25 protein-coding genes and 1 riboswitch are annotated in these 21366 nt (G+C 40.7%); of the genes, 7 read left to right on the top strand and 18 right to left on the bottom strand.

The genetic code is table 11. The features are described from left to right. Positions 1 to 5 precede the first annotated feature (5 nt). The 9 genes from ACTG7Q_RS00795 to ACTG7Q_RS00835 form a co-directional block, all read right to left on the bottom strand. Positions 6 to 1388, bottom strand: a complete 1383-nt coding sequence (locus tag ACTG7Q_RS00795; protein ID WP_439239892.1) for an alanine/glycine:cation symporter family protein — start codon at positions 1386 to 1388, stop codon at positions 6 to 8. A 90-nt stretch (positions 1389 to 1478) separates the two neighbouring features. Then, a riboswitch (glycine riboswitch) is annotated at positions 1479 to 1602 on the bottom strand. Between the two features lie 193 nt (positions 1603 to 1795). Continuing rightward, entirely contained in the window at positions 1796 to 2062 is a 267-nt protein-coding gene (locus ACTG7Q_RS00800; RefSeq protein WP_439238662.1) for a GNAT family N-acetyltransferase, read from the bottom strand. 2 nt (positions 2063 to 2064) lie between these two features. Continuing rightward, entirely contained in the window at positions 2065 to 2265 is a 201-nt protein-coding gene (gene yacG, locus ACTG7Q_RS00805) for a DNA gyrase inhibitor YacG (RefSeq protein WP_132301902.1), read from the bottom strand. Then, entirely contained in the window at positions 2249 to 2878 is a 630-nt protein-coding gene (coaE, locus tag ACTG7Q_RS00810) for a dephospho-CoA kinase (RefSeq protein WP_386697267.1), read from the bottom strand. Before coaE ends, yacG begins: the two co-directional genes overlap by 17 nt. Positions 2879 to 3004: 126 nt before the next feature. Further along, the gene (locus ACTG7Q_RS00815) at positions 3005 to 3574 is read right to left on the bottom strand and encodes a hypothetical protein (protein WP_386697269.1); all 570 of its coding nucleotides are present in this window, start codon (positions 3572 to 3574) and stop codon (positions 3005 to 3007) included. A gap of 159 nt (positions 3575 to 3733) precedes the next feature. Beyond that, entirely contained in the window at positions 3734 to 4168 is a 435-nt protein-coding gene (locus tag ACTG7Q_RS00820; protein ID WP_386697271.1) for a hypothetical protein, read from the bottom strand. Positions 4169 to 4264: 96 nt separating this feature from the next. Beyond that, positions 4265 to 4714, bottom strand: a complete 450-nt coding sequence (locus ACTG7Q_RS00825) for a hypothetical protein (protein WP_439239893.1) — start codon at positions 4712 to 4714, stop codon at positions 4265 to 4267. 51 nt (positions 4715 to 4765) lie between these two features. Continuing rightward, positions 4766 to 5254, bottom strand: coding sequence for a hypothetical protein (locus ACTG7Q_RS00830; RefSeq protein WP_439239895.1), 489 nt, complete (start codon positions 5252 to 5254; stop codon positions 4766 to 4768). 78 nt (positions 5255 to 5332) lie between these two features. Then, positions 5333 to 6055: a hypothetical protein gene (locus tag ACTG7Q_RS00835; RefSeq protein WP_439239896.1), complete on the bottom strand. Its 723-nt coding sequence runs from the start codon at positions 6053 to 6055 to the stop codon at positions 5333 to 5335. Positions 6056 to 6314: 259 nt separating this feature from the next. On the opposite strand from ACTG7Q_RS00835, the gene ACTG7Q_RS00840 reads away from it, so the two are divergent. Both ACTG7Q_RS00840 and ACTG7Q_RS00845 read left to right on the top strand, forming a co-directional pair. Continuing rightward, complete coding sequence (locus tag ACTG7Q_RS00840; RefSeq protein WP_439239897.1) at positions 6315 to 6578, top strand: type II toxin-antitoxin system Phd/YefM family antitoxin; 264 nt, start codon at positions 6315 to 6317, stop codon at positions 6576 to 6578. Beyond that, positions 6578 to 6997 (top strand): type II toxin-antitoxin system VapC family toxin, encoded by a 420-nt coding sequence (locus ACTG7Q_RS00845; RefSeq protein WP_439239898.1) that lies wholly within the window; start codon positions 6578 to 6580, stop codon positions 6995 to 6997. The genes ACTG7Q_RS00840 and ACTG7Q_RS00845 overlap by 1 nt, the downstream gene beginning before the upstream one ends. Here ACTG7Q_RS00845 and ACTG7Q_RS00850 read toward each other — a convergent pair. The 4 genes from ACTG7Q_RS00850 to ppdD form a co-directional block, all read right to left on the bottom strand. Further along, complete coding sequence (locus tag ACTG7Q_RS00850) at positions 6994 to 7695, bottom strand: prepilin peptidase (RefSeq protein ID WP_439239899.1); 702 nt, start codon at positions 7693 to 7695, stop codon at positions 6994 to 6996. The genes ACTG7Q_RS00845 and ACTG7Q_RS00850 overlap by 4 nt on opposite strands. Further along, positions 7692 to 8912 carry a type II secretion system F family protein gene (locus ACTG7Q_RS00855; protein WP_439239900.1) on the bottom strand — a complete coding sequence of 407 codons (1221 nt, stop codon included), beginning with the start codon at positions 8910 to 8912 and terminating at the stop codon, positions 7692 to 7694. The genes ACTG7Q_RS00850 and ACTG7Q_RS00855 overlap by 4 nt, the downstream gene beginning before the upstream one ends. A gap of 66 nt (positions 8913 to 8978) precedes the next feature. Continuing rightward, complete coding sequence (locus tag ACTG7Q_RS00860) at positions 8979 to 10394, bottom strand: GspE/PulE family protein (RefSeq protein WP_439239901.1); 1416 nt, start codon at positions 10392 to 10394, stop codon at positions 8979 to 8981. 2 nt (positions 10395 to 10396) lie between these two features. After that, a complete protein-coding gene (ppdD, locus tag ACTG7Q_RS00865; protein WP_439239902.1) occupies positions 10397 to 10864 on the bottom strand; it encodes a prepilin peptidase-dependent pilin in 468 nt (155 codons plus the stop codon). Between the two features lie 124 nt (positions 10865 to 10988). Between ppdD and ampD the strand changes: the two genes are divergently transcribed. Beyond that, positions 10989 to 11531 carry a 1,6-anhydro-N-acetylmuramyl-L-alanine amidase AmpD gene (gene ampD, locus ACTG7Q_RS00870; RefSeq protein WP_439239903.1) on the top strand — a complete coding sequence of 181 codons (543 nt, stop codon included), beginning with the start codon at positions 10989 to 10991 and terminating at the stop codon, positions 11529 to 11531. A gap of 83 nt (positions 11532 to 11614) precedes the next feature. On the opposite strand, the gene rpsT is transcribed toward ampD, so the two are convergent. Then, positions 11615 to 11878 carry a 30S ribosomal protein S20 gene (gene rpsT, locus ACTG7Q_RS00875; RefSeq protein WP_386689482.1) on the bottom strand — a complete coding sequence of 88 codons (264 nt, stop codon included), beginning with the start codon at positions 11876 to 11878 and terminating at the stop codon, positions 11615 to 11617. Between the two features lie 264 nt (positions 11879 to 12142). Between rpsT and murJ the strand changes: the two genes are divergently transcribed. Together murJ and ACTG7Q_RS00885 are read left to right on the top strand one after the other, a co-directional pair. Continuing rightward, entirely contained in the window at positions 12143 to 13717 is a 1575-nt protein-coding gene (gene murJ / locus ACTG7Q_RS00880; RefSeq protein ID WP_439239904.1) for a murein biosynthesis integral membrane protein MurJ, read from the top strand. Positions 13718 to 13725: 8 nt separating this feature from the next. After that, positions 13726 to 14604: a DMT family transporter gene (locus tag ACTG7Q_RS00885; protein ID WP_386695753.1), complete on the top strand. Its 879-nt coding sequence runs from the start codon at positions 13726 to 13728 to the stop codon at positions 14602 to 14604. A gap of 33 nt (positions 14605 to 14637) precedes the next feature. Here the strand turns inward: ACTG7Q_RS00885 and rlmC are convergent, their stop codons facing one another. From rlmC to hinT, 4 genes are all read right to left on the bottom strand, one after another. Beyond that, entirely contained in the window at positions 14638 to 15828 is a 1191-nt protein-coding gene (gene rlmC, locus ACTG7Q_RS00890; RefSeq protein ID WP_439239905.1) for a 23S rRNA (uracil(747)-C(5))-methyltransferase RlmC, read from the bottom strand. Positions 15829 to 15888: 60 nt separating this feature from the next. Then, a complete protein-coding gene (gene nagZ / locus ACTG7Q_RS00895; protein WP_439239906.1) occupies positions 15889 to 16932 on the bottom strand; it encodes a beta-N-acetylhexosaminidase in 1044 nt (347 codons plus the stop codon). A gap of 108 nt (positions 16933 to 17040) precedes the next feature. Further along, on the bottom strand, positions 17041 to 17397 hold the full coding sequence (locus ACTG7Q_RS00900) for a YcfL family protein (RefSeq protein ID WP_439239908.1): 357 nt from the start codon (positions 17395 to 17397) through the stop codon (positions 17041 to 17043). 1 nt (position 17398) lies between these two features. Then, positions 17399 to 17749, bottom strand: coding sequence for a purine nucleoside phosphoramidase (hinT, locus tag ACTG7Q_RS00905; protein ID WP_439239909.1), 351 nt, complete (start codon positions 17747 to 17749; stop codon positions 17399 to 17401). Positions 17750 to 18024: 275 nt separating this feature from the next. On the opposite strand from hinT, the gene focA reads away from it, so the two are divergent. Next, entirely contained in the window at positions 18025 to 18882 is an 858-nt protein-coding gene (gene focA, locus ACTG7Q_RS00910) for a formate transporter FocA (RefSeq protein ID WP_439240626.1), read from the top strand. A 73-nt stretch (positions 18883 to 18955) separates the two neighbouring features. Beyond that, positions 18956 to 21268 carry a formate C-acetyltransferase gene (pflB, locus tag ACTG7Q_RS00915; RefSeq protein WP_439239910.1) on the top strand — a complete coding sequence of 771 codons (2313 nt, stop codon included), beginning with the start codon at positions 18956 to 18958 and terminating at the stop codon, positions 21266 to 21268. Positions 21269 to 21366 lie beyond the last annotated feature (98 nt).

Consider the following 21366-nt stretch of genomic DNA (forward strand, 5'->3'; position numbering starts at 1 on the left):
CAGCTTTATTTCATCGCCGTAGCTAACGCATGATCATGCAATTCACCGTCCTGTAAGCGTCGGAAATAATCCTTTGTTTCATTCACAATCACATGACGCAAACCAATCAATGCCACCAAATTTGGAAACGCCATTAAACCATTCACAATATCAGCTAAAATCCAGATCGTTTTTAATTCAATAAACGCCCCACAAGCGACCAGCATAATAAAAATCGCACGGTAAACTTTAATGCCTCGAATATCAAAGAGATACACAAAACAACGTTCGCCATAATAGCACCAACCTAAAATCGTGGTAAACGCAAAAAACAGCAAGCCAATCGTCACAATGGTCGCCCCTATGCTTGAACCTAATCCTTGTGCAAAGGCTAAATTGGTGGCTGCCGCCCCCTCTGTGGGACCGTTCCAAACACCGGTTATCACCAACACCAGTCCTGTCATGGAACACACAATAATGGTATCTAAAAATGTCCCAGTCATGGAAATCAACCCTTGGCGTACAGGTTCTTTCGTTTGTGCCGCTGCTGCCGCAATGGGTGCCGAACCTAAGCCAGCCTCATTGGAAAAAATCCCCCGAGCAACGCCAGCTTGAATGGCTTTCATCACGGTTAACCCTAATGCCCCACCGATAGCCGCTTGCGGATTAAACGCACTCTGGATAATTAAGGAAATCGCTGCCGGTATTTTATCGGCATTAAGCAGTAAAATTACCAACGACGTAAGCACATAAAGTATCGCCATAAATGGCACAATTAAAGTCGACGCCTTGGCAATGCGTTTTACGCCCCCCAAGATAATCGCTGCCACCAACGCCGTCACCACCGCTGCGGTGATACCGACTGGCACATTGAAAGAATCTTGCATGGCATGGGTAATCGCATTAATTTGCGGAAACGTCCCAATGCCAAAAAACGCCACCAACACGCCAAAAATCGCAAATAATTTTGCCAACCATTTAAGCCCTAGCCCACGTTCAATATAGTACATCGGACCGCCCGCCATAAAGCCGTTTTTATCACGCACCCGATATTTGACCGCTAACAATCCCTCAGCATATTTGGTCGCCATCCCTAACAAGGCCACTAACCACATCCAAAACATTGCCCCCGGCCCACCGGTTTGAATAGCCGTCGCCACGCCCACAATATTCCCCGTACCGATCGTCGCCGAAAGTGCGGTGCAGAGTGCGGCAAAAGCAGACACGTCGCCCGCTTGCCCATTACCTTTCTCACGTTTAAACATATAACCCAAGGCACGTGGCAACTGCACAATTTGAATAAAACCAAGCCGTAGGGTTAAATAAAGCCCTGTGCCAGCTAATAAAATCAGTAGCGGCGGCCCCCAAATAAAGCTATCAATGGATGATAAAAAATCTGACATTAACATAATGATTCTCGTAAAAATTTTAAAAAATTTATACAAGGTAGCGGAAAGCATAGAAGAATACGCTGCCAAACAGCGTAAAAACTGGAATAACCTTTCGCCCCTGTCCTTTTGCCTGAGCGTTTGAAGTGTTTGTTTTACAACAAAAATCACTCTTTCGCCTTCGGCGTTCCGCTACATTACTTTGAATGTACGAAATCTCTCCAAGGGTTCGTCCACTAGCAGTCCTTGCTGACATTATTCTTAATAGACAGCACCTGAAAGATTTTACCTCGTCGGTATAGGGTCAATTCCCTATTCTCCAACTAGCTTCAACCGAACTAATTTTTACTTTATTTCATCAAGAAAAAAGTGCGGTCAATTCTAGCAAAAATTTTGCAAAATTCAACCACACTTTACCTGTTTTGTGCTTATTTTGTTTCTCGTTCCCACTTTCTCGCAATATAGCTACAACTTGGTATCAAGTTTAGATCTTTTTCCCGAATAAACGCTACCAATGCTTGATATAATTTATCCGCCACACCTTGCCCTCGCAACACTTCTGACACATAAGTATGATTAGCATTAATGGTTTGATTATCCACGAAAAAATAGGTTAATTCAGCGATCTTGGTGCCATTATCGTCCAAAACAAAAAATTCGCCTTGCTCGTTGTTGTGTTGGTGTTGAATATTCATGTTTATTTTACCCAGTCTTCTGAAAACTCACTACTTTCAGCAAAATCTGCCGTTTCACAAGGAATAGCTTTTTCTTCTGCTGCCCATTCGCCTAAATCAATTAATTGGCAACGTTTACTGCAAAAAGGGCGATACGCACTTTCAGGCGACCAAACCACAGGCTTTTTACAAGTTGGACACTCTACGCTAAAGGTTTCTGCCATTTTTCTTCTCACTTAATTGCAAATAATATTGGTGTAATTCTAGCACTTTTTGGCGAAGTTCGCTCTTAGTTTGTGCAAAATCCCCATCATTATTAATCACATCATCTGCGACCTTTAGGCGTTCATTTCGGCTTACCTGAGTATTGATAATTTGTTGAATTAATTGGCGTTTATTATTATCTCGCTGACTGGCACGATCTAATTGCGTTTCAACCGACACATCCACCACCAACACCCGATCACAAAGTGCGGTCAATTTATTTTCAATTAATAACGGCACCACAAACAACACATAAGGGGCAGTTTGAGCCTGTAATTGCACCAAACATTCCGCCCGAATAGCGGGGTGTAACAACTGATTTAGCCAATGTTTCTCGCTTGCATTATTAAACACCTTTTCACGCAACACTGCACGATTTAGCTCGCCATTTTCGGTTAAAATTTCCTGCCCAAAATGCACCGCAATTTGCTCCAACAAGGGCGATCCTTTTTCCACCACCTGACGAGCCACCACATCCGCATCCACCAATGGCACGCCTTGTTCTGCAAAAAGATTGGCAATGGTCGTTTTACCACTACCGATACCGCCTGTCAGTCCGATGATGTAGGTCATTGTTTTCTCCGTTTGTGATTTTTAGGTTATCTTATCCTATTTATCCCAAACATAAAACAAACGTGTTCATTACTATCAAACACGATTGTTCGTTAGTAATGAACACGTTTAAACTTCACTTTATATTTAAAATCCACAATCATACTCAAGCACTGCACGCTTTGAGTTGCCTGTAACCACGGTATACCAAGAACCAGCACCGCAACCTATTCCTGAGCCTGCGACTTTATTAAAGCCTTGTTTAAGCAATTGAAATTCACGTTCACTCATTGGTGCAAAAACAATATCTTCATTCCAGTTCTCGAAGCCGCAAATTAACTGAATACTTTTTATTTTCAAGCCAAATAAACTGGCATTTTTTAAGGGGATTTCAGAACCGCCCAAGCCATCTTTTAAGGTTTTAGCTGGAAGTAAATTCTTACGATAAGGAAGTGGAACATTAGAATATTGACCGTTTACCGCTTCTGGTGTGGCTACGCAAGTATTTACCTTTACCCCTTCCGTTTCCCATCCCATATCAACAGACATCTGTGCACTTTTAATGAGTGATTCAATAACCTTAATCTCGTTATTATATTGCGTTGCGTTATCTTCTGCTTTTTGGGAAGCTGTTCGATACTCAAAAAGCGGTGTCCAATCGGTGGCTTGGGCGAAGACAGGTAAACTGAAAAACAGATACACAATAAATCTTTTCATTATATTTTACTCATTGGTTATATCCTGTGTAGACTAACCTTGAATTGCCAAAATAAGAGTAACACTTTATCATGTACTTTGGGTGAAAAATGAGCGTATATTTCAATTTTCAATGAAGAGAAGTATACGCTCAAAATTTTAGTGAGAAAAGCAAATTATTTATGGTTTTAGTGCCTGATTTTTTTTAACACAGTACTCAGATAAGTTTGAATACTTACCTGTTTTATCTTTGCTAATTGCAATTAATAAATCTACTCTCTCACCAAAAAAATTGAAGTCAATTACATCATCTTTAGAAACAGATGAAGATTGACCAATGTCATATTGTAATCCTTTAATAATTTTTTCTAGGTCTCCTTTGCCTATTTTATTAACATTATTTTCAGCTAATTGTTTAAGATAACTGTTACACTCTTGCGGAAGACTATTAACAAACTCCACAGGTGTCATATTTTTTTCTTTCCCAAAAACAGAAATAGCCATAAGTTGTTTAGGGGCAAGATTTCTGTACAGAGCTAATCCTTCTGCATCAGATAATGCAAAAGACGATGCGCTAGATAAACCTAGCAGTAAACTCAATACTAATTTTTTCATTTTTTGTACTCCGTATTAATTAAAAAATCATTTTAGCGAAAAATCAAAACTGTCTTGCTTCAATAATCTCGCTACCATTAACTGTGTATTTAAAAATTAAGCCAATTCTCTCGTTTTTGTTGAAGAACAAGTTTCGCCGCATTTTTTACAGTGGTAATAATCTTTTTCCACTATTTTTGTGCAACTGACGTGACGTGTTTTTACACCGCGCGTTGAACGTTCTCTCACTTCTCGAGTGCCTTTATATCGTTCCAATTCTTCGGTTTTATCTAATACAAGAAAGCCGATTTCGTGGCAATGTGGGCAAGTATTTGCTCTTTCCCACGCTGCCTTTTCTGCAGCTTCCAATTCCGCTTGCAATTTGGCATCTTCCGCTTTCTTTTGGGCTGTATCGACAATTTTACCAATAATAGCTAACACAACCATTACGATAATAAACGACACTGTCGCATTGATAAAAGGACTATCTGAAATCGGCACAGTGGATAAAAAACCAAAGAATGCGACAATCCAGCCCCAAATATAGCCCAAACATGTAACAAACAAATCCCAAATAAAAACGATTGTTTTTGAGAAAAAATTTAAAATAGTATCCATCTAATTTGTTTTCCCTAATCCATATTTTTTATCAACCATATCAATGAGATCTTGAACTTTTGATTGACAAAATTCAGACGCATTTTTACGCTTTGCTTCTTCTGGATAGTTTTTTTCTAAATTACGACAATCCAACCCTATCATAGCAAGTTGAAATAAGCTGTTATTATAATTTTCGCGTGCTTCTTTAAGTTTAGGATCTCGCCAACTTGCAAAAACACCTGTAGATAGCTCAGTGTAAGTAATATTATTAAAACGTGCATCATCAACCGCAGTTCTAATTTCTTTCGATAATTTCTCTGAATTGGCTTTTACTTTATCAGAGAGAGGTGTCGCAGCAAAATCGTCAAGGGTAATATCAGAATCAAACTGATTACCAAACTCAGCAACTGTCATTTTCCCATATTGCTCTAATGTTTTTTTCTCTGATTTAGCTTGAACGCCTGTTGCGGTTAAACCAATTAATAATGCTAAAATAATTTTTTTCATAGTAAAATTCCTAAAATGTAAAATGAAACGAAATGTAATAAAACAATATACAACCTATTTTCAATTTAAAGCCGATATTTACCCCTTATTTGAATTGTACAATTTATTAAATCCATACATATCAATCACTTTAGCTGCACTATAAGTGAGATCTGTCGGATTACCATTAAAATCAATCACTTTCAATTTTGCTTGAATGGCTTTGATATCCTGTTTATTTTCAAGATAAAAATCGTGAATAATCGATAATGAATTTTCATCAAATGAATAAAAACTTGTGGCTTTTTTATTTTGTACTTTGGCTATCTCATTAAAGGTTTCGCAAAAATAGCGATCGTATGCTGGCACAATACCAAACACACCCAATAAAATTTTGGTAACGAGTGTAATGGTTACACGCTTTTCTTTACCCAATTTTTCCGAAACATCTTTCGCAATACGTACAAGAATGGAATGAATTTGAGTATATAAATCAGTCAGTTTTTGATAGTTTGCAGGATAGTCATCAAGGCTAATCGCCCACAGTGCTTTATTTTTGTCATCAATAATAAATTGCACAAGTTCTTTTAATGCGGCAGGATTTTTTTGAAAGAGAAAAGTGCTTCCACGCAACATTCCCCAGCTTGAGAGATAGCCCCATAAAATATAGCAACCCAATTCAAGATTTTGGCGTGATTGCGTATTACTCGGATGAAAATGCGCATAGCAATAATCGAAAGAATGGTAGCGATGTGTAGGATCGGCACTTTCTGCGAGTACCAATTCATTCACAATTTGTGAGAAATCACTGTGTTTAGACATGGATTTTTACCTGTGTATAGTTGATTGTTTTGTATTCTACCATTGTTTTTTTTTTGCACAATTTAGTATACTCTGATCGATTTTTTTTTAAACAATGCTGCTATTTATAAAATAAAGCCCGCCCAAATTTTTTATTTTAACGTAAAAATTTGGGCGGATAGTTTGAACATCACAAACCAAAATGGACAGGAACACAACTTATTGTTGCAACAATTCTATCAATGTATTAACATTATCAACCTAAAGATAAGGGGAAAAAATGAACGTCATTACCAGCCGAGAATTTTACCAAAACACAGGCAAAGCCTATAAACTTGCCAAAATAGATCCAGTACTCATTACAAAATATGGTAAGCCTGATGTGGTCATATTAAATTACAGCGAATACCAACGTTTAAATAACCTTTCGCCAACACGTTCACTCTATGACATTTTCGCCACTGCTGATCCACAAGTTGCTGAAATTGAATTTGAATTGCCCGAACGTACCCTTGATGATCAACGCCCTGAAGTGGAATTTTAATGATGTTTTTAATTGATACCAATGTGATTAGCGAACTGCGAAAAATTCCACTGGGCTATGCCAATTTAAATGTGTCTGAATGGGCAAAGAAAATTCCCGAAGAACATATTTTTATTTCGGTTGTTTCAATAATGGAAATTGAGCGTGGTATTTTAAACTTGCAACGGCGAGATCCTACGCAAGCTAAAATTATTCAACAATGGTTTGAAAAGACAATAAAAACCCAATTTCAATCTAGAATTTTACCCATAAACTTAAAAACCGCTGAAATCTGTGCCACATTACACGCCCCAAATAAACGCCCTGAAAATGATGCTTGGATTGCCGCAACCGCACTTGAACATAATCTGACGTTGGTGACACGCAATGTGAAAGATTTTGATATAGTGGGCTTGAAAATGGTCAATCCGTGGGATTAATAATAAAAATACTCAATCATTAATACCACCACCTGCCCAATCACCAAAAACGGTGCAAACGGCAAATACGCTACTTTCGCCCCTTTCAGCCATTTCCACCCAGCAAACACCAACCCCAAACAGCACGCCACAAACACCAAATACGGCAGTTGTTGCCAAGGGTGAAAACTGCTTAATGCCCCCATTAACCAATAATCACCACGCCCGAGAGCGTCTTGTTGATAAAAACAGCGAGCAAGATAAAAAATCATATAGAACGCTACAAAACCGACTAACAGGCTTTGCAGGGCTTGTTCAAGGGAAATTGGGGTAAACTGGTAATAGGCACCCGTGATGCCTAACGCCATTAACAGTTGGCAATGAGTGACGGAAATAAATTGATAATGCCCGTCAATTTTGGCGATTAAAAATAATAGCGTGCCTGATACTCCCCAAAATAACGCTTGTAGCGGTTCAGGGAAATAATAGCCGTTCAAGCCAAAAAAGATCGCCCCTACGCCAAAATACAGCCAAAATCCACCGCACTTGATGGGCGTTAAGCGAGAATGTTCGGGGCAATTCTGCGGTGCATTTTCGGGGAAAAGATCCACATAGCTTTGGTAAATTTCCTGTTGAATTTGCGTGGCTAAGTTTTGCAAATAATGCCGTACAGCAACGCCAAGCAAACCACCTAATAGACAAAATCCGAGTATTATCATTGGATTAACGATCCCATATTAAAAATCGGCAAATACATCCCGAGCATAATCAAGCCAATCAGTCCGCCAATAACCACCATTAACAACGGCTCAAGCATTTGCGACAGCAAGTCAATTTTGTGATCCAGCTGTTGTTGATAGCTGTCGGCGATATGTTGCAACATTGAGGACAACTGTCCCGACTGTTCGCCCACTTGTAGCATTTGCTGGGCTTGCATTGGGAACAAGCCCGATCCCACGGCAGCAGAAAAGGCATAGCCTTGTGCGATCCAGTGCAATATGGCTTGGATTTCTTGAATCAGAGTTAAATCCCCTTGCAATTCTACCTTGCTTTGCCAGCTTTTCTTTTGTGGTAGAAAAGACTGCAAGGCTTGGTTTAACGGCACACCAGAGGTGAGCATTAAGGCTAATCCCCGACAAAAGCTCACTAATCTTGATAGCTGAACGATATTGCCAAGAACGGGCGTATTGGTGATCAATTTGGTTTTGAGTTGGTTAAGCCAAAGGGAGGATTTTAATTGCTGTTTAATCAGAAAAATCAACCCTACAATAAACAAAATGAGCAACCAAAAATATTGTTGTAATCCGTCCGATAAAAACAGCAACACTTGAGTAAAAAACGGCAGTTGAGCCTGATTGTTACCGTACATATCAGCAAATTGTGGCACAATAAAGATCAGTAAAAGGGCGGTTAAAAGTAGCGAAATACCAAGAACGAGCATCGGATAAAGCAGGATCTTCTGTAATTTGCGTTGTAATGCCACCGATTGTTGGCGGTGTTCGGCAATTTGGCTGCAAACCGTGGCGAGTTTACCCGTCATTTCGCCTACTTGAATCAGTTGGCGTTCTTGTAGGCTTAAAAATTTACCTTGTTGCTGTAAGGCTTGCGAAAAAGACAGACCCGTTTCAATTTGCTCTAGCAGTTGGCGTAACCAGTGATTGAGCTGAATATTGGTGCAGTTTTGCAATAAAATCAACAGGCTATTTTTTAACGGCACGGCAGATTTGAGCAAAATCGCCAACTGCAACAAGGTATCGCAAAGCTCCGCCGAACTCGGTTTGGTAGACAGTTGCCAATTTTGTTGTAGCTTAATTTGCTGCAAGCCACGGCTAAATAATTGTTGCCGTGCAGTCTGTTCAGTTTCGGCAATCAATACGCCTTTTTGTTTTTGGTTAAGGCGATTGAGGGCTTGCCAACGGTACATTTTGAGTTTCATTTTATTTTGCTCCACAGTACAACCCCCTCTCCCTCTGGGAGAGGGCTGGGGTGAGGGTAAAATGATTTAATTGCCTAGCACTCTTCTAATTTCTGCTAGATCTGTAATTCCTTGCTCCACCTTTTGCAAACCAGCCTGTTGTAACGTCTTGAAATCTAATTGATACTGGTTGTCCGAATTAGGTTGTAAAAATTGATAAAGCCCAATTCGCCCTTTGTAGCCTTGATGACAATCACAAGAATTATCCGCTTTTCCACCGCACTTTTGGCAACGTTTCCGCACTAACCGTTGAGCGATCACCAACAATAAACTGTTATCAATTTCGTGTTGTTTAATCCCCAATTGCAACAGGCGTGGAATGGCGGATGGGGCGTCATTAGTATGTAAGGTTGACAGCACCAAATGCCCCGTTTGGGCGGCACGCAATGCCATTGCCGCACTTTCTTCATCACGAATTTCGCCGAGCATAATAATATCGGGATCTTGACGCAGAAAGGTTCGCAATAACCGACTGAAATCCAAGCCAATTTGGGGATTAATTTGGGTTTGAATAATGCCTGACAGTGGAATTTCAATGGGATCTTCGGCGGTCATAATATGCTTTTCGGGACGGTTTAAATAAGACAGTGCGGTGTAAAGGGTGATACTTTTTCCACTCCCTGTGGGGCCCGTCACTAAAATTAGCCCTTGCGGTTGATCCAACGCCTGTTGAAAACGTTGTTGCTGATCGGCGTTCATTCCTAAATCTGAAAACGCTAATTGTACAGGCTTGTTTTGCTGCATCCGCAACACGGCTTTTTCGCCCAACGGAGTCGGCAAAGTAGAAAGGCGGAAATCCAAAATATCGGAAAAGGTGGTTTTAAAATGAAAGCGACCATCTTGTGGCAAACGAGTTTCGCTGATGTCCAATTTTGCCAACAATTTTAAGCGAGAAATCACTCGACTAGACAACGCCAAGGCAATCGGCGGTTGGTTTTGCAACACACCATCCACCCGAAAACGCACCTGCAAATGTTGGGGTTGCGGTTCAAGGTGAATATCCGATGCCTGTTGATGTAGGGCGTTTTCAAAAATTTGATTGAGCAACTTAATCACGGGCTCATCACTTTGTTGAGCCGAGTGATGCTTGTCTTCGCTTTCTTGCGGTTGAGCGTGGTAAAACACGGGGCTTTCTTGCACCATCAACGCTTGCGGAGCCAGATCCTGCAATAAGCCTTTGAGTACCTTGGTTTCCAATAACACAGGCTCAATCATTTTACCCGTGAGAAACGAGAAAGTTTCGCACGCTGATAAATTCGCCAGACTATCTAGCCCGAGCCAGACACAATGTTCATCTTCCGCCAAGGGGCAAGCCAAATAGCGGATTAAAATGGCTTGCTGTTGCTGATTTTGTTGCCATAACTGCGGTGAAATTTCAAAGCGTTTCCCCTCTTGGCTGCTCACCGTTTTATTTAACGTGTTTGTGCTAGAAAGTAGTGACATATTTATTGTCCTGTGCTACAAAAACCAGATGGGAAAAGTTCCGTATTTGAACCGCAGTTTGCCGCCCACGTCACCCCATCTTTGGCGGTGCCACTGGCTGTTAAGGTGTAACTAACACCGTCTAAGCTGCCATTGCCGACCACTGTAATTACGCCTGCGGATACGGCGACAGATTTAACGTATTTCCCTTTGGCTGTCGTCGTATTAGCTTGAATCCCATTTTTACCGCCCGAACAGTCTGTCACCGCCCCTTGATTATAGACACAGAGTTCCACTTCGGAGCGATATGGGGCTGCCGCTTGTAACAGCTCTGAAATGGCGGCTTTTTTGGTGTAATTTTGATAGCTTGGAATGGCAATGGTGGCTAAAATCGCCACTATGGCAATCACGATCATTAATTCAATTAAGGTAAAACCTTTTTTGAAGGAAAAAGATTGGATGGCATGGTTAAAAGTGCGGTGAATTTTCATAGTGTTTTCCTTTTGTTAAAATAAATTCCGTTACACTTTGCACGCCAAGTCAAAATTTGGCAAAATAAACTGTTCAATTTTGGAATCAAGATCACAAAAATCACTTTTTTAGAGGGCAAAACCGATGGTAAACGTACAAGGATGGCTAAAAAATATTCGACATTTACCCTCTCCGCATTTTGATTCACGCCCCGATCCGCAGGATATTTCGCTGTTAGTCATTCATTACATCAGTCTGCCACCAGAACAATTTGGCGGTGGCTTTGTAGATGATTTCTTTCTTGGTAAACTTGATCCGACCGTTCACCCTTATTTTGAGGACATTTATCAAGTACGTGTTTCCGCCCATTTTTTTATTGAACGAGATGGGCGAATTACCCAGTATGTGAGCTTACAAGATCGTGCATGGCACGCTGGCTTGTCGAGCTTTCAAGGTCGAGATAAATGCAATGATTATGCTATTGGGATTGAATTAGAAGGGAGCAATGAACAGCCATTTACGGAGGCACAATACAAGGAATTAGCCGAAATTACCCGTCAAATTATGGCAATTTACCCGAAAATCACCGCCGATCGCATTGTGGGACATTGTGATATTTCCCCCGAGCGGAAGATTGACCCAGGACAGTATTTTGATTGGGATAAGTACTTGAAGTTATTGAGATAGATATGTAAATTGGCTATATTTTGTTATTTTTAGATAAAAATAAAGCCACAATGTTTAACTATTGTGGCTCTATCTTATTTAGATTACGCTAATTTTTTAATTTGAGCGGCTAATTTAGATTTGTGGTTAGCTGCTTTGTTAGCGTGAATTAAGCCTTTAGATGCCATACGATCCACGACTTTTTGCATCTCAACGAAAGCGGCTTCTGAAGCTGCTTTATCGCCAGTTGCTACTGCTGCATAAGTTTTTTTGATGTAAGTACGCATCATTGAGCGTTGACTTGCATTGTGTTGACGGCGTTTTTCAGATTGAACCGCACGTTTTTTTGCTGACTTGATATTAGCCAAGGTCAAACTCCTAAGAATTTCTGTTAATTAATCAATATTGCTCTTTCATTCAAAATTAGAATGAGCTGTCTGTAAATTTGTTGTTTTCGGTGAGACACAACCGAATCTTGGCACCGTTTTTCGGTTGCTATAAGCCGTTAAGCAACGCTTTAAACAATGTAGAGCGAGATTTTATCAGTTTTTTTTGTTTTAATATAGCATTAAAATGAAATTTCTATAAAATTAAGCTAATTTTTTCCGATTTCTACATTGAGAACAACCATTTTGAGTAAACGACTTTTAAAATCAGGCATTATCGTCAGCAGCATGACATTACTTTCACGGGTACTCGGTTTAGTGCGAGATGTGGTGATTGCCAATATTATTGGGGCGGGAGCTGCCGCCGATGTGTTTTTATTTGCTAACCGTATTCCGAATTTTTTACGCCGTTTGTTCGCAGAGGGAGCTTTTTCGCAAGCCTTTGTGCCAGTGTTAGCGGAATATCAAAAATCAGGCGACATCAACAAAACTCGCGAATTTATTGCCAAAGTATCGGGTACTTTAGGCGGTTTAGTGACTCTTGTTACTGCATTCGCTATGATTGGTTCGCCGATTGTCGCCGCCATTTTCGGTACAGGTTGGTTTGTGGATTGGCTTAACGATGGACCCAATGCGGAAAAATTTAGCCAAGCGTCATTATTGCTTAAAATTACTTTCCCTTATTTATGGTTTATTACGTTTGTGGCGTTATCAGGGGCGATTTTAAACACTATTGGCAAATTCGGCGTGATGTCTTTCTCGCCTGTATTGCTGAATATTGCCATGATTTGCACCGCACTTTTATTAGCACCACATTTAGATAGCCCCGATCTTGCGTTGGCAATCGGTATTTTTGTCGGTGGTTTGCTACAATTTCTGTTTCAAATTCCCTTTTTGCGTCAAGCTGGCTTATTAGTTAAACCTCAATGGGCGTGGAATGATGTCGGTGTGAAAAAAATCCGTACCCTGATGATTCCCGCTTTATTCGGCGTTTCCGTCAGTCAGATTAATTTATTGCTTGATACCTTTATTGCCAGTTTTTTGATGACTGGATCGATTAGCTGGCTGTATTATTCCGACCGTTTACTGGAATTTCCGCTCGGTTTATTTGGCATTGCGATTTCTACCGTGATTTTGCCCACATTAGCTCGTCATCATGTGAATCGTAGTGATGATGCACAAAAAAGTGCGGTGGATTTTCGTCAAACTATGGATTGGGGCGTGCGAATGATTTTATTACTCGGCGTGCCAGCCATGATCGGTATTGCGGTATTAGCTGAACCCATGTTACTCACTTTATTTATGCGTGGGCAATTTTTGCTCAATGATGTGCAAGCCGCTGCCCTTTCGCTGTGGGGATTTAATGCTGGCTTATTGAGTTTTATGTTAATTAAAATTCTGGCGAACGGTTACTACGCTAGACAAGACACCAAAACACCCGTTAAAATTGGGATTATTGCCATGGTCAGCAATATGGGCTTTAATTTATTAGCCATTCCGTTTAGTTATGTGGGTTTAGCCATTGCTTCTGCCATGTCGGCTACGCTTAATGCTTATTTGCTTTATCGTGGATTAGCCCAAGCCGATGTGTATCATTTTTCGAAAAAAAGTGCGGTCTTTTTTAGCAAAGTTTTGCTTTCTGCCGTGGTAATGGGATCGTTGGTGTGGTATTTTAGTCCTGAATTAATGACATGGCACGCCATGACATTTTTTAAACGAGTACATTGGTTAGCTTGGTTAATCTGCCTTGCTGCAGTAAGCTATTTTGCTATGTTAATCTTACTCGGTATCCGCAAACAGGATTTATTAGCCAAAAGCTAAGGATAACCATGATTTATCTCTTATTAGCTGCCCTTATTTGGGGAAGTTCATTTATTGCAGGAAAATATAGTTATGCGATGTTTGACCCTGCCATTACCGTGCAATTACGTTTAGCCATTGCAGCCATTTTTTCTTTGCCTGCCTTTTTTCCTGCTTATCGCAAAATTCCAAGCCATTTAGTCAAAAAAATGTGGCTGATTGCATGTTTGGTGTTTCCAACGGTATTTATGTTGCAATTTATCGGGCTATCTTTCACCTCCGCCGCCAGTGCCGTTACTATGTTAGGGGCAGAACCCTTAATTACTGTGCTAGTTGGCGTATTATTCTTCAAACAACGGCTTAAATTAATCGACATTCTGTTTGGTATCGTTGCCTTTATCGGGGTTGCCTTAGTGGTATTAGGTTCTGAAGAACAAGGCGATGTCAGCCTATTAGGTTGCTTAATGGTTCTCTCTGGTGGTTTCATTTTTGCGTTTTGTTTATATATGAGCAAAGATGTTATGAAAGAACTCAAAGCGGTTGAATTTACCAATATTTTAATTGTATTAGGCACCGTAACCTGTGTTCCGATGACCTTATTATTTACCCAAAATTGGCAGATTAATCCGAGTAGCGAGGGTATTTGGGGGATTCTTTATTTATCCGTAGGTTGCACGTGGTTAGCCTATATTTTATGGAATAAAGGCTTACAAGATGTCAGTGCCAATATTTCCGCTATTTTCAGTGCGTTAGAACCTGTGTTTGGGGTTTTTCTTGCTTTGCTGATTTTAGGCGAACATCTTTCTTTGGTCACTGCAGTTGGTGTCGCTTTGGTTATTTTCTCCGCCATGGGATCCACGCTATTACCTGTTTGGTTTAGAAAATGGACAAGTCCGAAGTTACAATGAGCAAATGGGATATGTATAGAAAAGTGCATTTTTCTATACATATTCTTCAATCTCACCAGAAGAAATGCTTACCAACAACCCCAACACTTCATAATGACTAGTATGTGGAAACATATCGAATAGTTGTATTTTACGAAGTTGGTAATGGCTTAATTCGGCTAAATCTTTTCCCATGCTCACTGCATTACAGCTGGAATATAAAATAAATGGCGGTTGCATTTGATTGAGAAATTGGGCTAACGGCTTGCCAATACCTCGTCTTGGGGGATTGACGATGACTAAATCAGGCTTCGTTTGTTGATCCTTTAGAGCAAAATTAGCCGCATCGAGGGATTGAAAATTGACATTTTTTAGACCGCACTTTTCCGCTGATTTTTTCGCTGCTTGAATGGCAGACGGTGAAATTTCAATGCCAGTTAATTCAACATGCGGATTTTTCTCGCTAAGTGCTTTCGCACAATGTAAACCAAATCCGCCTACGCCACAAAACAAATCCCACAGCGAATTAACGGGAAAATCTTTTATCCACTGTTGAGCTGTCGCATAGAGGTTTTCTGCCACGGTTGGATTGGTTTGGAAAAAACCTTGTGGACGAATAAATAGCGGAATGTGGTTAAATTGTTCTTCTAACACTTGCTGTTCAGTGAGAAAAATTTCTTTTTCGCCCTCTAAAATCGCCGCATGCTGGGGTTGAATATTCGCGGTAATTACCTTTAACTGTGGTAATTTTGCTTGTAATTTCGCTAATTCTCGTTGAATTAACGCAATCTTGTTTTCAGAGCGTAATACAAAACGCAACATCAATTCACCGTTATAACGGCTTTCGGTAAGTAAAATAAATTTCAGTTCACCCTTTTGTTTCGCTATGTTGTATGGCACTAACCCTGCACGTCCAATAAAGTCTTTGAGAATAGGGAAAACATCAGCGAAATGTGGGGGATAAAGTTCACAATCGGTTAAATCCACTGCTTGATTTTGCTCGTTGATAATACCTAAAATCGGGCGTTCTACCGCTCCCGACACCACCATTTTGGCTTTATTGCGAAACGCTGTCAGTGGTGATGGAAAAGGTTCAAACCAAGCGAGTTTTGACAGATCTAATTTAGCCAACTGTTGTTTTAGATGCACTTGTTTTTGGTGTAATTGTAATGGATAGTCGTTCGCTATCCATTGACAAGACTGGCATTGTTGAGCTTGGTAGTAGTGGCAGTTAATCCTGTGCATAATGTTATATTTTATGAAAAAATTTTCCCTCTCCCTCTGGGAGAGGGTTAGGGTGAGGGTTTACTTACATTCCAACCATTGCTGTTGAAATGCAGTCAATACTTTGTGATTTTTTATCCAACGTTCGGTTTTAGTCAGTTCATGCCACGAAAAAGATTTTTGCTTAAATAGTGAACGTAAACGCTGTTGACGTTGCTCAAAGTGCAGTGCATTTTCTTGCAGTTTTAAGTTATCCAACACTTGCACCACGCCATCAGGTTCGTTACATAACAAGAGTAAATCACAACCTGCTTGCAAGGCTTTTTCGCTACGCTCTACAAAATCGCCCATAAATCCTGCCCCTTTCATGCCAAGATCATCAGAGAAAATGGTGCCGTTAAAGCCGAATTGTTGGCGAAGAATGGTTTGTAACCAGTAACTTGACCCACTGGCTGGTTGATCATCACATTGCGTATAGATCACATGAGCAGGCATAATTGCATCAAGCAAATTGTTGGCAATCAACTGTTGAAACGGCTGAATATCTTGCTCAAAAATCACCGCACTTGGACGCTCATCATAAGGCGTTTCTAAATGACTATCGGCGATAACGTGACCATGCCCTGGGAAATGTTTGCCTGTGCTTGCCATGCCTGCTTGTTTCATGCCGTGGATAAACGCCGTGGCAAGGCGAATGGTAGGTTCAATATCACCACTAAAACTACGATCGCCGATGGCTTTGCATTGATGCCCTAAATCTAGCACTGGTGCAAAACTTAAATCAATATCCAATGCCGTCATTTCAGCGGCCATTTGCCAACCGCTTTCTAAGGCCAGATGTTGTTGGGTTTCCTGATTGAAACCGATTTCCGCAAAAGATTGCATGGCAGGCAGTTGGGTAAAACCCTCACGGAAACGTTGTACTCGACCGCCCTCTTGATCCACGGTGATCAATAAGGGCTTTTTCACTCGCTGACGAATCTCTTTAATCAGGGCTTGAATTTGTTCCAGGTCGTAAAAATTGCGAGTGAATAGAATTAAGCCAGCGACGAGGGGATGTGCTAGTTTTTCGATTTCTTCTTGCTCGAGTTGTTGACCTTTAAGATCGATTAATAGGGTTGACATAATTTGCCTTATTCGTATGTGTAGGGGCGTATTGCATACGCCCTTAGTATTAACCTTTGAGTGAGATAGGGCATATGCAATACGCCACTATGATAGTTTTGCGATAGTTTATTGTTTCAACTGCAAATACAACCTATAATTCACACTTTCCGGTGTCGGCTTACTCAAATGAATCGCTTGCTGTTGTTCAGGTGCAAGCAATAACGTCGCCCGATATTGATCTTGTTGTAAGCTCACCGGTTGCGTCACGCCATTTTGGTCGTACCAAAATACATCATATTGCACATTAATCTGTTGGGCCGATTTATTTTTAACCCAAGCGGACTGTGCCGTCACACTGGCTTCAATCAGCGGATGGAGTTCCGCTGCAATATTTAAAATCGGCTTGTGCGTATAGGTCAACGACGGCACGGAGCTACAAGCGGTCAGAAAAAGTGCGGTGCAAATCAGGAGAATTTTTTTCATATTATTTCGCCAACATTCTGCCTAAAGGTTCACCACCGACAAGGTGCATGTGTAAATGAAACACTTCTTGTCCGCCATGTTTATTGCAGTTCACAATTAAACGATAGCCATCTTCCGCAATACCCTCTTGTTCGGCAATTTTGGCTGCCACGGTAAATAACCGTCCTAAAGCAATTTCATCTTCTGTGGTCACATCATTGACGGTTGGAATCAATTTGTTCGGAATGATTAAAATATGGGTGTTGGCTTGCGGTGAAATATCACGAAATGCGGTCACCAAGTCATCTTGATACACTATATCGGCAGGAATTTCTTTACGGATAATTTTACTGAAAATGGTTTCTTGTGGCATGGCCTTGTCCTTTATAAAAATTGGAAAAATCTTACCGCACTTTTTAGCAGAAATTGAAAGAAATTGCAATTTTTAAGGGCATTTGTTAATGCCTTGTTACAGGCTCGTTATGCTTTTTGATCTAAAACAAGTTTTCTGCGGAGTTTGATGAAATTTCTTTGCTTTTGGGGCGAGTTTATCCGTATAATTAACAAAATTTGTAAATTTTCAAAAAATGTTTAGCTTATACGTCGCATAGCAAGAGATGTAGCATAGCAATATAAAAATTAAAAATGATGAAATCTGAAGAAAACAGCTCAACAGTTATGGCAAGCCCAACGCAAATGGCACAAATTGGTGAAGATGCAGGGGCCTATAAAGCCAGTAAAAATCAATTCTACTCTTTTCTATCGGCCATTTCTGCAGGGGCGTTTATTGCGTTGGCATTCGTTTTTTATACCACCACACAAACAGGCAGTGCCGGTGCCGCTTGGGGATTAACCAAATTAGTGGGCGGTTTAGTATTTTCCGTGGGCGTGATTATGGTGGTCGTTTGTGGATCAGAATTATTTACTTCCTCCACCATGACATTGGTCGCTCGTGTCGGGGGGCGGATTAACACCGCACAAATGCTACGTAACTGGGTGGTGGTGTATTTAGGCAATTTTGTTGGGGCGATTTTTATTGTCAGTTTAATCTGGTTTGGTGGTCAGTTAATGGCTGCAAACGGTCAATGGGGCTTAACCATTTTACAAACTGCACAACATAAAATTCATCATACTTGGAGTGAGGCTTTTTGCTTAGGTATCCTGTGTAACATTATGGTGTGCATTGCGATTTGGATGAGTTATGCCGGTAAAACCTTAACCGATAAAGCCTTTATTATGATTTTACCGATTGGCTTATTCGTGGCCTCGGGCTTTGAGCATAGCGTGGCCAATATGTTTATGATTCCGTTAGGTATTTTAACCGCACAGGGATCTTCGCCAGAATTTTGGCAATTAATTAATGTGGATCCGGCACGTTTTGCGGATTTAGATGTCTATCATTTTATCGTCAAAAATTTAATTCCCGTTACCTTAGGTAACATTGTGGGTGGTGGGGCTTGTATTGCGTTAATGCAATGGTTTACGAACCGACCGCACGCACATTAGGTTAGTCGTAAAAGCAAGTTCACTTGTTTTTATATCGTGAAAAGTTTATTAATTAAAGAGGGAAAGTATCCAAATGACTCAATTAACAGAAACTCAACAACAAGCATGGCAAGGTTTCACTGCGGGTGATTGGCAAACTGAAGTCAACGTACGTGATTTTATCCAAAAAAACTATACACCGTATGAGGGTGACGAATCATTCTTAGCGGAAGTAACCCCTGCCACGGCGACCCTTTGGGCCGATGTAATGGAAAAAATTAAAGTGGAAAATGCTACTCACGAGCCGTATGATATCGACTGTGACACACCGTCCACCATTACTTCACACAAACCAGGTTATATTGACCAAAAATTAGAAAAAATCGTCGGTTTACAAACTGATGCGCCTTTAAAACGTGCGATTATCCCTTACGGTGGGATTAAAATGGTGAAAGGTTCATGCCAAGTTTATCGCCGTGAATTAAACCCTGAAGTTGAACATATCTTTACGGAATACCGTAAAACCCACAACCAAGGGGTATTTGATGTTTATACACCAGATATTCTACGTTGCCGTAAATCAGGCGTCATTACTGGTTTACCAGATGCGTATGGTCGTGGTCGTATTATCGGTGACTACCGCCGTGTTGCCTTGTACGGTATTGATTTCTTAATGAAAGACAAATTTAAACAATTTGCGTCATTACAACCACGTTTAGAAGCAGGCGAAGATATTCAAGCAACGATTCAATTACGTGAAGAAATTGCTGAACAACATCGTGCGTTAGGTAAAATTAAAGAAATGGCAGCAAGTTATGGTTTTGATATTTCAAATCCAGCAACCAACGCACAAGAAGCCGTACAATGGACTTACTTCGCCTATTTAGCGGCGGTTAAATCACAAAACGGTGCAGCAATGTCATTCGGTCGTGTGTCTTCATTCTTAGATATTTATATCGAACGTGATTTGCAAGCAGGCAAAATTACTGAACAAGAAGCACAAGAATTAATCGACCACTTAGTGATGAAATTGCGTATGGTACGTTTCTTACGTACGCCAGAATACGATCAATTATTCTCTGGCGACCCAATGTGGGCAACTGAAACCTTAGCGGGTATGGGCTTAGACGGTCGTACCTTAGTAACAAAAAACAGTTTCCGTATTTTACACACTCTTTACACCATGGGACCGTCACCAGAACCAAACTTAACCATTCTTTGGTCTGAACAGTTACCAGAAGGCTTTAAACGCTATTGTGCCAAAGTGTCTATTGATACGTCATCTGTACAATACGAAAATGACGATTTAATGCGTCCTGACTTCAACAATGACGACTATGCGATTGCGTGCTGTGTATCACCAATGGTGGTCGGTAAACAAATGCAATTCTTCGGTGCGCGTGCAAACTTGGCGAAAACCATGCTTTATGCGATCAACGGTGGTATTGATGAAAAATCAGGTATGCAAGTCGGTCCGAAATCTGCACCAATTACGTCAGAATACTTAGATTTTGATGAAGTCATGGAACGTACCGATCACTTTATGGATTGGTTAGCTACGCAATATGTCACTGCATTAAATATCATTCACTTTATGCACGATAAATATGCGTATGAAGCCTCATTAATGGCATTACATGATCGTGATGTTTATCGTACCATGGCGTGCGGTATTGCTGGACTTTCTGTGGCAGCGGACTCTTTATCAGCGATTAAATATGCCAAAGTGAAACCAATTCGTGGCGATATTAAAGATAAAGACGGTAACGTGGTCGCAAGCAATGTGGCTATCGACTTTGAAATCGAAGGTGAATATCCACAATTCGGTAACAACGACAGCCGTGTAGATGATCTTGCGGTGGATTTAGTTGAACGTTTTATGAAGAAAATCCAAACCCATAAAACCTACCGCAATGCCGTACCAACACAATCTGTGTTAACCATTACCTCTAACGTGGTGTATGGTAAGAAAACCGGTAACACCCCAGATGGTCGCCGTTCAGGTGCGCCATTCGGACCAGGTGCAAACCCAATGCACGGACGTGACCAAAAAGGTGCGGTAGCTTCATTAACTTCTGTAGCTAAATTACCATTTGCTTATGCGAAAGACGGTATTTCCTATACTTTCTCTATCGTACCAAATGCGTTAGGTAAAGATTATGAAGCACAAAAACGTAACTTAGCGGGCTTAATGGACGGTTATTTCCACCACGAGGCTGAAGTGGAAGGCGGTCAACACTTGAATGTGAACGTATTAAACCGTGAAACCTTGTTAGATGCGGTTGAACACCCTGAAAAATACCCACAATTAACCATTCGTGTTTCAGGTTATGCGGTACGTTTCAACTCATTAACGCGTGAACAACAACAAGATGTGATTACTCGTACGTTTACGGAAGCGATGTAATTAGCAAAAAGCCCTGCACTTGCGTGCAGGGTTAAGCTACGGAGTAGCGACCACATATTTAGCCTAGTACGCCAGTGCTAGGCTTTTTTGCTATTTAT

The sequence above is a fragment of the Lonepinella sp. BR2474 genome, assembly GCF_051851555.1.
Taxonomy (GTDB): domain Bacteria; phylum Pseudomonadota; class Gammaproteobacteria; order Enterobacterales; family Pasteurellaceae; genus Lonepinella.

What these genes read in the sequence shown, in the direction of transcription:
- ACTG7Q_RS00820 (WP_386697271.1), bottom strand. Translation starts at nt 4,168, where the DNA reads ATGAAAAAATTAGTATTGAGTTTACTGCTAGGTTTATCTAGCGCATCG.
- nagZ (WP_439239906.1), bottom strand. Translation starts at nt 16,932, where the DNA reads ATGTCAACCCTATTAATCGATCTTAAAGGTCAACAACTCGAGCAAGAA.
- ACTG7Q_RS00860 (WP_439239901.1), bottom strand. Translation starts at nt 10,394, where the DNA reads ATGTCACTACTTTCTAGCACAAACACGTTAAATAAAACGGTGAGCAGC.
- ACTG7Q_RS00850 (WP_439239899.1), bottom strand. Translation starts at nt 7,695, where the DNA reads ATGATAATACTCGGATTTTGTCTATTAGGTGGTTTGCTTGGCGTTGCT.
- ppdD (WP_439239902.1), bottom strand. Translation starts at nt 10,864, where the DNA reads ATGAAAATTCACCGCACTTTTAACCATGCCATCCAATCTTTTTCCTTC.
- ACTG7Q_RS00840 (WP_439239897.1), top strand. Translation starts at nt 6,315, where the DNA reads ATGAACGTCATTACCAGCCGAGAATTTTACCAAAACACAGGCAAAGCC.
- yacG (WP_132301902.1), bottom strand. Translation starts at nt 2,265, where the DNA reads ATGGCAGAAACCTTTAGCGTAGAGTGTCCAACTTGTAAAAAGCCTGTG.
- focA (WP_439240626.1), top strand. Translation starts at nt 18,025, where the DNA reads ATGAAATCTGAAGAAAACAGCTCAACAGTTATGGCAAGCCCAACGCAA.
- hinT (WP_439239909.1), bottom strand. Translation starts at nt 17,749, where the DNA reads ATGCCACAAGAAACCATTTTCAGTAAAATTATCCGTAAAGAAATTCCT.
- coaE (WP_386697267.1), bottom strand. Translation starts at nt 2,878, where the DNA reads ATGACCTACATCATCGGACTGACAGGCGGTATCGGTAGTGGTAAAACG.
- ampD (WP_439239903.1), top strand. Translation starts at nt 10,989, where the DNA reads ATGGTAAACGTACAAGGATGGCTAAAAAATATTCGACATTTACCCTCT.
- ACTG7Q_RS00815 (WP_386697269.1), bottom strand. Translation starts at nt 3,574, where the DNA reads ATGAAAAGATTTATTGTGTATCTGTTTTTCAGTTTACCTGTCTTCGCC.
- ACTG7Q_RS00795 (WP_439239892.1), bottom strand. Translation starts at nt 1,388, where the DNA reads ATGTTAATGTCAGATTTTTTATCATCCATTGATAGCTTTATTTGGGGG.
- rlmC (WP_439239905.1), bottom strand. Translation starts at nt 15,828, where the DNA reads ATGCACAGGATTAACTGCCACTACTACCAAGCTCAACAATGCCAGTCT.
- ACTG7Q_RS00830 (WP_439239895.1), bottom strand. Translation starts at nt 5,254, where the DNA reads ATGAAAAAAATTATTTTAGCATTATTAATTGGTTTAACCGCAACAGGC.
- ACTG7Q_RS00835 (WP_439239896.1), bottom strand. Translation starts at nt 6,055, where the DNA reads ATGTCTAAACACAGTGATTTCTCACAAATTGTGAATGAATTGGTACTC.
- pflB (WP_439239910.1), top strand. Translation starts at nt 18,956, where the DNA reads ATGACTCAATTAACAGAAACTCAACAACAAGCATGGCAAGGTTTCACT.
- ACTG7Q_RS00855 (WP_439239900.1), bottom strand. Translation starts at nt 8,912, where the DNA reads ATGAAACTCAAAATGTACCGTTGGCAAGCCCTCAATCGCCTTAACCAA.
- ACTG7Q_RS00800 (WP_439238662.1), bottom strand. Translation starts at nt 2,062, where the DNA reads ATGAATATTCAACACCAACACAACAACGAGCAAGGCGAATTTTTTGTT.
- ACTG7Q_RS00900 (WP_439239908.1), bottom strand. Translation starts at nt 17,397, where the DNA reads ATGAAAAAAATTCTCCTGATTTGCACCGCACTTTTTCTGACCGCTTGT.
- ACTG7Q_RS00845 (WP_439239898.1), top strand. Translation starts at nt 6,578, where the DNA reads ATGATGTTTTTAATTGATACCAATGTGATTAGCGAACTGCGAAAAATT.
- ACTG7Q_RS00885 (WP_386695753.1), top strand. Translation starts at nt 13,726, where the DNA reads ATGATTTATCTCTTATTAGCTGCCCTTATTTGGGGAAGTTCATTTATT.